The organism is Solirhodobacter sp., from assembly GCF_964715405.1.
Window position 1 is genome coordinate 1 of the sequence record NZ_CBAICG010000072.1, and the last position, 9,301, is coordinate 9,301.

Genomic DNA, 9,301 nt, shown 5'->3' on the forward strand with positions numbered 1-9,301 from the left:
GCCAAGAACTGCTCCCGCCGCGTCTGCTTCTTCTTCATCGCGTCGCGAAGACCGGGAAAGGCGGGCTGTTTCGACATCGGCAGGGCTCCCTGGAGGCTTGCCCAAGTCTACCAGATCACGCCGAAAGCGGGAGGTTTTTCAGACGTTCCTCAACGTGAATTGCCGCATTCGGGAATGGTTCCTTAGGCAACCGTCGCGTCTGCCCGTCGCTGTGCATCGCTATCTTGAGGGATGCCGTCGGCAGCGACGGAAGCGTTGTCCCAACCTTGCGCAATGGCAGGGTCCGGAGAGACATTCGTCAGGGCGGCGGACGGTCATTTGGCCTTCGTCGCTTCGACCAGATAGGCAACCGCCATATCCGGGGTCGCGATGCGCAGGTAGTCCTGTTCCGGAATCGCGACGCCGAAGCGCCCGTTGAGCGCGATGACCAGGTTCAGGATATCCATCGAGTCGAGTTCCAGATCATCCTGAAGATGGTCGCCGCCCCGGATGGTCGCGGGGTCAAGGTCGGGGGCGATGCGGGTCAGTTCCTGCAGGAAGATGGCTCGGATTTCGGCTTCGGTCATAGGGCCTCCGGAGTTTGCAGCAGGCGGTCGATTTCGGTCAGAAAGCGAGAGCCGCTGCGGGCGTCGCTGACGCGGTGGTCGGCGGACAGAGTCAGGGTGACTGCCGTGCGTGCAACCACGGCCCCATCCCTGACCAGCGGCATCTTCAACGGACTTCCGGCGGTCAGCAGCGCCACTTGCGGCGGGATGACGATGCCCGCCATCGCCTCGACCCCTGTTTCGCCCAGGCTGGAAAGCGTTATGGTAGCCGCGCCCATCTCGGAACTGCGCAGGCGTCCGGCGCGGGCTCGGTCGGTCAGGCCGCGCATTGAGGCCATCAGATCGGGCAACGCCAGCGTGTCGGCATTCAGGATCGCCGGAGCGAAGAGGCCACCTCCGCGCAGGGCGATGGCAAGCCCGACATGGACGACCGCGGAGGGGATGAAGCCCTCGACCTCGGAGTAAGTGCCGTTCATGGCGGGTTCCGCTTTAGCGGCAAGCGCCGTCGCCTTCAGCAATAGAGCGCCGAGCAAGAGCCGGGCCTCCGGAGGTCGGTCGGCATTGGTCCGGGCCAGCCAGGTGGTGGCTGCCTCCAGATCGACGGTGTGGGTCAGGTAATAATGGGGGATCTCGCGTTTCGACCTTGCCATTGCGGCAGCGATCGCCCTGCGCATCTCAGCCAGAATGGCGGCGCGGTCGGGTTTCGGCGCGACCATGGCGGATGGGGCCGGAAGATCGGCGAGCAGCACGGCACCGCCTGGACCGGTTCCTCTGATTTGTGCGAGATCGAGTCCCAACTCTGCCGCACGGGCGCGGGCCGCGGGCGAAGCAGCGATGCCGGAGACCGCAGGCGGGGACGGTGCAGGCTGCGAAGGAGCCCGCGCGGAAGGCGCAGACTGCGGAAGTGTCGGTTGGGGCGGAGGGGTTGCGAATTCTGGAGTGGCCTGACGTGCGGGAGGCGCAGGCGTTTGTGCTCCGGCCTTTTCGCCGGGCGCAACGATCCGGGCGAGCGGTGCCCCGACCGGCAGGTTCTGCCCCAAGGCGGCGTCGAGGCTGGCAACGGTTCCGTCTTCGAAGCACTCGATCTCGATAGCGCCCTTCTGGGTTTCGACGACGGCGACGACATCGCCGTGCCGGACCGTGTCGCCGGGCTTGACCAGCCATTGGACAAGTTTGCCGGCCTCCATGTCCGCGCCGAGCGAAGGCATCCGGAAAACGCCCATCATCTAGCCCTTTCCCAATGCGGCCCGGACGGCCGCGACAATGGCCGGGGTTTGCGGAATTGCAGCGTCTTCCAGGTGTTTGGGATAGGGGATCGGCACCTCGGCCGCGCAGACCCGCCCGACCGGGGCATCAAGATGCCAGAACGCCTGTTCGCCGATGCGGGCGGCGATCTCGGCCGACAGCGAACCGCTGCGCCAGCCTTCGTCGACCACCACCGCGCGGCGGGTGCGGGCGAGCGAGGCCATGATCGTCGCATCGTCCAGCGGGCGCAGCACGCGCAGGTCGATCACCTCGGCCTCGATGCCCTCGTCCGCCAGCGTCTTCGCCGCGTCGAGCGTCTTCCAGAGCGAGCCACCGTAGGTGATCAGCGTGACGTCGCGGCCGGGGCGCCGGATCGCGGCGCGGTCAATCTCGACTGGCCCGGCATTGGCGGCAAGTTCGCCCGACATGTTGTAAAGCATGACGTTTTCGAAGATCAGCACCGGGTCGGGTTCCTGCAGCGCGGTCCACAGCATGCCGCGCGCGTCTTCCAGCGTGGCTGGCGCCAGGATGCGCAGGCCGGGGATGTGGGCATACCAGCCTTCGAGCGAATGCGAGTGTTGCGCGGCGAGTTGCTTGCCCGCCCCGGTTGCCATCCGGATCACCACCGGCACGCCGAACTGGCCGCCGGACATGTGGCGCAAGGTGGCCGCGGTGTTCAGGATCTGGTCGAGCGCGAGAAGGCTGAAGTTCACCGTCATCACCTCGACGATCGGGCGCATCCCAGCGGCGGCGGCGCCGATGCCCGCGCCGGTGAACCCGGACTCTGACAGCGGCGTGTCACGGATGCGGTCGGGCCCGAACTCGGCCATCAGGCCCTTCGAGACCGCGTAGCAGCCGCCATAGGCGCCGACGTCCTCGCCCATCAGGAAGACGCGCGGGTCCTTTTGCATCGCCTCCCGGATCGCTTGCTTGACCGCCTCGCGGTAGGTCGTCTCGACCGTCTCGGCCGAGGCGGCGACGGTGCCGGGCGGTGCCGGGCGGTCGGTCGCGGTGACGTGGGCGGCGAGGGTTTCGACCGGCTCCCACGGGCTGGCTTCGGCGAAGTCGACGGCGGCGGCGACCTCGGCATCCGCGGCGGCCTCGATCTCGGCGATCTCGGCGTCGTGCAGCAGGTTGTTCTGCCGCAGCCAGCCCTGAAACCGCACGATCGGCCCCTTCTGGCGCCAAGCCTCGACCTCGGCCTTGTCGCGGTAAAGCTGGGCATCGAACATCGAATGCGCGCGAAACCGGTAGGTCAGGCATTCCAGGAAATGCGGCTTGCCGGTCTCGCGGATCGCAGCAAGGGCGCGGCGCGTCGCGGCCTCGACGGCGACCACGTCCATGCCGTCGACCTGATCCGAGCCGATGCCGTAGCAGGCCGCCCTGGCGTGGATGTCGGTGACCGCTTCGGTGCGGGCAAGCGCCGAGCCCATCGCATAGCCGTTGTTCTCGCAGACGAAAAGCACCGGCAACGACCAGAGTTGGGCGAGGTTCATGCTTTCGTGGAACTCGCCTTCGGCCACCGCACCTTCGCCGAAGAAGCAAGCAGTGATGCCGGTCAGGCCGCGCATCCGGTCGGCAAGCGCCAAGCCAACCGCCAATGGCAGGCCGCCGCCCACAATGGCGTTGCCGCCGTAGAAATTGTGTTTGGCGTCAAAGACGTGCATCGAGCCGCCGCGCCCGCCCGAGGCACCGGTCGCCTTGCCATACATTTCAGCCATCACCGCCGACATCGGCACTCCGCGCACAAGTGCGTGCGCATGCTCGCGGTAGGTCGCGACAATCCGGTCCTCGAGGCCGAGAACCGGGATCACCCCGACCGCGATGGCCTCTTCGCCATTATAGAGGTGCAGGAAGCCGCGGATCTTTTCCTGGGTGTAAAGCTCGGCGCATTTATCCTCGAATTGTCGAACGCGGATCATCGCGGACAGCAGGTCGCGCAGGTGGTCATGGGTCAGGTGGGGTTTGTCGGCGGTCATGTCTCGTCACTTTCCAAGGTGGAAATGTCACCCTCGGGCAGACCCAGTTCGCGCGCCTTCAGAAGACGGCGCATGATCTTGCCCGACCGGGTCTTCGGCAGCGTCTTGCGGAATACCACCTCGCGCGGGGCGACGGCCGGGCCGAGGCGCTGGCGTGCGAGGCCGCGGATCTCGCGTTCCAGCTCTTCGGATGGCTCGAAACCGGGTTTGAGCGCGACATAGGCCTTGACGACTTCGCCAGCGGTTTCGTCGGGCAGGCCGATTACAGCGGCTTCGGCGACGGCGGGATGTTCCAGCAGCGCGCTTTCGACCTCGAAGGGGCCGATCAGGTGGCCGGAGCTTTTGATCAGGTCGTCGGCGCGCCCGACGAACCAGAAATAGCCATCGGCGTCGCACATGGCGAGGTCGCCGGTCAGGTACCAGCCCTCGACGAAGCACTTGGCATAGCGGGCCTCTTCGTGCAGGTAGGTCCGCATCATCGAGGGCCAGCCGGGCCGCAGCGCCAGTTCGCCGATCTCGCGCTCGGCGCAGATCCGCAAGCCCGAGCCTGCGCGCGAAACGATGCCCGCCTCGATGCCCGGCAAGGGTCGCCCCATCGAACCGGGTTTGATGTCCATCGCGCGGGTGTTGGCGATCATGATGCCGCCGGTTTCGGTCTGCCACCAGTTATCGTGGAACGGACGTCCGAACACCTCGTTGCCCCAGATGACGGCCTCGGGGTTCAGCGGCTCGCCGACCGAGGCAAGCAGGCGCAGCGCCGAGAAATCGTAGGGCTTGGCGGCCTCCTTGCCCGCTCGCATCATCATGCGGATCGCGGTCGGCGCGGTGTACCAGACCTCGATGCCTTCGCGTTCTAGCGTGCCATACCAACGATCGAGGTCGAAATCGGCCTCGTCCACGATCATCCTGCAGCGGTTCACGAGGGGCGAGATGATCCCGTAAGAGGTGCCGGTGACCCAACCGGGGTCGGCGGTGCACCAGTAGGTCGTGCCCGGCGTCAGTTCGAGCGCATAGCGCCCGGTGGCGGCGTGCATCACCACCGCGCCGTGCACATGGACAGCGCCCTTGGGCCGCCCGGTGGTGCCCGAGGTGAAGTGGATCAGCGCCGGGTCTTCCGGCCGGGTGGCCACCGTCTTGAAGCTCGCGCCGGCGCTGGCCATAGCAGGGCCGAGCGCCACACAGCCCTCCGGAGCCTCGTCGCCAACAATCAGGACAAGTTTGAGCGACGGGATCTGGGCGCGCCACGGGGCGATCTTGCGGCGATAGATGGCTTCGGTCGTGACAAGGACCGAAGCCTCGCCAATTTCCATCCGCATCCGGATCGGATCGGGGCCGAAGGCAGAAAAGAGGGGCGTGAAGACAAGCCCTGCCTTGAGGGTGCCGAAGGCGGTAGCATAAAGTGCTGGCTCGCGGCCCATGAGGGCGAAGAGCCTGTCGCCGGGAATGAGGCCATGCGCGGTCAGGACGTTAGCGAAACGCGCGGCCATCTCGGCAAGCTCGGCATAGCTGTGGTCAGAGCGGGCGCCATCCTTGCCGAGCCAGCGCAACGCTGTTTGCGCGCCGTGGCCGGCCGCAACGTGGCGATCGAGCGCTTCGTGCGTGATGTTGAGCGCGCCGCCGGGCAACCCATCAAGCATCGCGCGCGCAGTATCCCAAGTGAAGCTGGCACCGACAGCTTCGGTAAGCGTGGCGTTGGCACGATCGTCGGCTGTCTTTGCGATGGTTTCCCAAGTCATCCCGAACCCCTACACGCTCTCTGAAGAATTCCTCATCGTCTCAGTAACTTGATCGCGCCGAACTGTGTCCGACGGGTGCCGCAAATGTCAGATCAAGACCCGCAGCGGCATGGGAACTGGCCCCTTCAAACACTGACATCGCGGCCTGATTTCTGCTGGCTGGCCGCCATCGGCACTCGCACGTTTAGTAGATGCTATGTTCACTGCCCCCGGCTGACATTGATGCAGATCATCGTCAGTCGCATCGGCGTTTCAGATCGTGGGTTGTGCTATCGTTTCGGCCGACGAAGCGAACCGGCAATCCGGGCGGGAGAGACGATGGACAAAGTCAAATTCAATCTCGCTTACGCGGTGTTCGTGTTTCTTGCCCTGCTGGCGTTTCAGGCGTGGATGGCAAGCAGGACCGTTGACTCGCTCGATTACAGCGATTTTCTGCAGGACCTTGCCGACAAGAGCGTCGCGTCGGTGCAGGTTACCCAGACCCAAATTCAGGGCAGCTTCACTACACCCGTGGACGGCAAGCAGTTCTTCGTGACTGACCGCGTCGAGCCGGGGTTTGGCGCCGAATTGCAGAAGGCGGGTGTCAGGTTCTTGGGGGCGAGCGATCAGACCTGGTTGACGACGCTGTTGTCCTGGGTGCTGCCGGTGCTGGTCTTCTTCGGGCTGTGGATGGTGTTCTTTCGCGGCATTGCCGACAGGCAGGGGATGGGCGGGCTGATCAACATCGGCAAGTTGAAGGCGAAGGTCTATCTGGAGCGCAACACCGGGGTAACCTTCGCCGACGTGGCCGGGGTGGACGAGGCCAAGGCGGAGTTGCAGGAGGTGGTATCCTTCCTCAACGACAAGGACCGTTATGGGCGCCTTGGCGCGCGCGTGCCAAAAGGCATCCTGCTGGTCGGGCCGCCGGGAACCGGCAAGACGCTGCTGGCGCGGGCGATCGCGGGCGAGGCGGGGGTGCCGTTCTTCTCGATCTCGGGGTCCGAGTTCGTCGAGATGTTCGTGGGCGTCGGCGCGGCGCGGGTGCGCGACCTGTTCGAGCAGGCGCGCAAGGCCGCGCCCTGCATCATCTTCATCGACGAGTTGGACGCGCTGGGGCAGGCGCTCTCGGCGCTCTCGGGGCTGGGTGGCGCGGACGAGAAAGAGCAGACGCTGAACCAGCTTCTGGCTGAACTGGACGGGTTCGACCCCAGCGTGGGGATCGTGCTGCTCGGCGCCACGAACCGACCGGAAATCCTTGACCCGGCGCTTTTGCGGGCGGGCCGGTTCGACCGGCAGGTCGTTGTCGACCGGCCGGATCGAAAGGGGCGCGCGGAGATCTTGCAGGTGCATACGCGCAAGGTGAAGGCGGGGCCGGATGTCGATCTGGACCAGATCGCGGGCATCACCACCGGCTTCACCGGGGCGGACCTTGCGAACCTGATCAACGAAGCGGCCATCATTGCGACGCGGCGCGGGGGCGAGCAGGTCTCGCAGGCGGACAAGACCGCGGCGACCGAGCGGATCGTAGCGGGAACCGAGCGCCGCACGCGCGTGCTGAGTGCTGCTGAACGCAAGCGGGTCCGCCTATCATGAGATGGGACACGCACTGGCCGCGGCCTCGCTGCATTCGGCGGATCCGGTGCACAAGGTGTCGATCATCCCGCGCTCGATCGGGGCGTTGGGCTACACGATGCAGCGTCCGACCGAGAACCGGTTCCTGATCACCATGGGAGAGTTGAAGGATCGCATGACGGTGTTGCTGGCGGGACGCGCGGCCGAGGAGATCGTGTTCGGCGACGTGTCGATCGGTGCCGCCGACGATCTGGCCAAGGTCACCGACATCGCGCGCGAATGCGTGACCCGGTTCGGGATGAGCAGGGAGGTCGGGCAGGCCGTGCTGGAGACGCAGCGGCTGCAATATCTGGGGGACCGGCAGCTTGATAGTGTCCGGAAGGACTATTCCGAGGCGACGGCGCGAGAGGTCGATCTGGCCGTCCGCGGCCTGATCGACGAAGCCTATTCCTCGGCCAAGACCGTGCTGACCGAGCGGCGGACCGATCTGGAAACCGGAGCGGCCCTGTTGCTGGAGAAAGAGACCCTGACGCCGGACGACTTCCCGCCCCTGCGACGGGTGGTGACAGCGTGAGCGGCGGGGTCGATCTTCGCGCCTATTGGACGAAAAGCGGCGACGAACTGGCCGCCGCGCTCGGTTCTTCGGCGTCGGGGCTGTCGTCGGCCGAAGCGGGCGCGCGTCTGGCGCGGTTCGGCGAGAACCGGTTGACCCGGTCCGAGGCGCCCGGACCGTTGCGTCAGTCGCTGCGTCAGGTCGAGAGTCCGCTTGTTCTGGTGCTGATCTTTGCCGCCATTATCTCGCTGATGACGCAAGGATGGACCGAGGCGGCGATCATTATCGCGATCGTCGTTGGCAGCACGGTTCTGGGGTTCACGCAGGAATACCGAGCCTCGCAGGCGGTGGCGGCCTTGCGCGGTCGGCTGGCGCTGCGGGTAACGGCGCTCAGGGATGGCCGCCCGACGGTTATCGAGGCGAGCGCGCTGGTGCCCGGCGATGTGATGGAGCTTTCGGCGGGCAATCTGGTGCCGGCGGATGGAGTGGTGATCGAGGCGCGCGACTTTCTGGTCTCGCAGGCCGCGCTGACGGGCGAGTCCTTTCCGGTGGAAAAATGGGCGAAGCCAACCGCGCCCGACGCGGGCCTGCCCGAACGCACCAACGTGGCGTTCATGGGCACTTCGGTGCGCAGCGGAACCGCCCGGATGCTGGTCGTCGGGACCGGGCGCGCCACGGAATTCGGAGCGATTGCCGCGCGCCTTGGCAGCAGTCCGCCAGAGAGCGACTTTGAGCGCGGGGTGCGCCGGTTCGGCTATCTGCTCACCCGCGTGATGACGGCGATTGTCCTCTTCGTCCTGACGGTGAACCTGCTGATGGGGCGCCCGATCATCGACAGCCTGCTGTTCTCGGTTGCCCTTGCAGTCGGGCTGACGCCCGAACTGCTGCCTGCGATCATCAGCGTCACGCTGTCGGCGGGCGCGAGACGGATGGCGGAGCATGGGGTCATCGTGCGGCGTCTGTCGGCGATCGAAAGTCTCGGCGGCGTCGATGTCCTGTGTACCGACAAGACCGGCACCTTGACGCAGGGCGTCGTTGCACTCACGGCGGCGACCGGACCGACGGGGCTCCCGTCAGAGCCGGTTTTCAGGATGGCGGTGACCAATTCACGACTGGAGACCGGCATCGAAAATCCGCTTGACGTGGCTGTGATCGCCACGGCGGAGGCGCGCGGGCTGAGCCAGGACGAACCCCGGAAGATCGACGAAATCCCCTATGACTTTTCGCGCAAGCGACTGACGATCGTGGTGGATGTGGAAGCGAGCGATAACCACCGCATCATCTCGAAAGGCGCGTTCGACACAATTCTGGCGTGCTGCGACAGGGTGGCGACGGCGGAGGGAAGCGAAGAGCCCCTGACAAACGCGCTGCGCGAGCAATTGGTGGCGTTTTATGCCGAAAAAGGCCGCGACGGTGTTAATTTTCACGCAAAACTGACCCGGGTTTTCCATCGAGAACTGACCCACCTTGGTGGTTATGTTCCAGGCGTCAGGTTTGGGTCAAGGCATGTGTGCCCCCCTTCTTTTTCTGCGTTGCGGCGGCAGAGCTGGCCTTGAAGCGGAAGCTGTCGTTTCCGGTCTCCAGGATGTGGCAGCGGTGGGTTAGGCGGTCGAGGAGTGCCGTTGTCATTTTGGCATCGCCGAAGACGGTGGCCCATTCGCTGAAGCTGAGATTGGTGGTGATGATGACGCT

The 9,301-nt window shown here is 65.6% G+C and carries 9 protein-coding genes; 4 read left to right on the forward strand and 5 right to left on the reverse strand.

Annotated features, from left to right (window positions below):
- On the forward strand, nucleotides 1–186 hold a 186-nt coding region (locus AC11WY_RS18610), incomplete at its 5' end, for a hypothetical protein (protein ID WP_482928260.1).
- A 128-nt stretch (nucleotides 187–314) separates the two neighbouring features.
- Here the strand turns inward: AC11WY_RS18610 and AC11WY_RS18615 are convergent.
- Genes AC11WY_RS18615 through acsA form a run of 4 tightly spaced genes read right to left on the reverse strand, consistent with a single transcriptional unit; the run spans nucleotide 315 to nucleotide 5,505 of the window.
- On the reverse strand, nucleotides 315–566 hold the full coding sequence (locus AC11WY_RS18615) for an acyl carrier protein (RefSeq protein WP_482928262.1): 252 nt from the start codon (nucleotides 564–566) through the stop codon (nucleotides 315–317).
- Nucleotides 563–1,771, reverse strand: coding sequence for a dihydrolipoamide acetyltransferase family protein (locus AC11WY_RS18620; RefSeq protein ID WP_482928264.1), 1,209 nt, complete (start codon nucleotides 1,769–1,771; stop codon nucleotides 563–565). The genes AC11WY_RS18615 and AC11WY_RS18620 overlap by 4 nt, the downstream gene beginning before the upstream one ends.
- Complete coding sequence (pdhA, locus tag AC11WY_RS18625; protein ID WP_482928266.1) at nucleotides 1,772–3,769, reverse strand: pyruvate dehydrogenase (acetyl-transferring) E1 component subunit alpha; 1,998 nt, start codon at nucleotides 3,767–3,769, stop codon at nucleotides 1,772–1,774. It lies immediately after the preceding gene.
- Nucleotides 3,766–5,505 (reverse strand): acetate--CoA ligase, encoded by a 1,740-nt coding sequence (acsA, locus tag AC11WY_RS18630; RefSeq protein WP_482928268.1) that lies wholly within the window; start codon nucleotides 5,503–5,505, stop codon nucleotides 3,766–3,768. Before acsA ends, pdhA begins: the two co-directional genes overlap by 4 nt.
- Before the next feature lie 318 nt (nucleotides 5,506–5,823).
- Here acsA and AC11WY_RS18635 point away from each other — a divergent pair, with 318 nt between their 5' ends.
- Genes AC11WY_RS18635 through AC11WY_RS18645 form a run of 3 tightly spaced genes read left to right on the forward strand, consistent with a single transcriptional unit; the run spans nucleotide 5,824 to nucleotide 9,165 of the window.
- Complete coding sequence (locus tag AC11WY_RS18635; protein WP_482928270.1) at nucleotides 5,824–7,077, forward strand: ATP-dependent metallopeptidase FtsH/Yme1/Tma family protein; 1,254 nt, start codon at nucleotides 5,824–5,826, stop codon at nucleotides 7,075–7,077.
- A gap of 1 nt (nucleotide 7,078) precedes the next feature.
- On the forward strand, nucleotides 7,079–7,630 hold the full coding sequence (locus tag AC11WY_RS18640) for a hypothetical protein (protein ID WP_482928272.1): 552 nt from the start codon (nucleotides 7,079–7,081) through the stop codon (nucleotides 7,628–7,630).
- Nucleotides 7,627–9,165, forward strand: a complete 1,539-nt coding sequence (locus AC11WY_RS18645) for a cation-translocating P-type ATPase (RefSeq protein ID WP_482928274.1) — start codon at nucleotides 7,627–7,629, stop codon at nucleotides 9,163–9,165. Before AC11WY_RS18640 ends, AC11WY_RS18645 begins: the two co-directional genes overlap by 4 nt.
- Here AC11WY_RS18645 and AC11WY_RS18650 read toward each other — a convergent pair.
- Nucleotides 9,098–9,301 (reverse strand): ATP-binding protein (locus tag AC11WY_RS18650; RefSeq protein WP_482928276.1); only part of this gene is annotated, 204 nt, incomplete at its 5' end. The two genes, AC11WY_RS18645 and AC11WY_RS18650, sit on opposite strands and share 68 nt — an antisense overlap.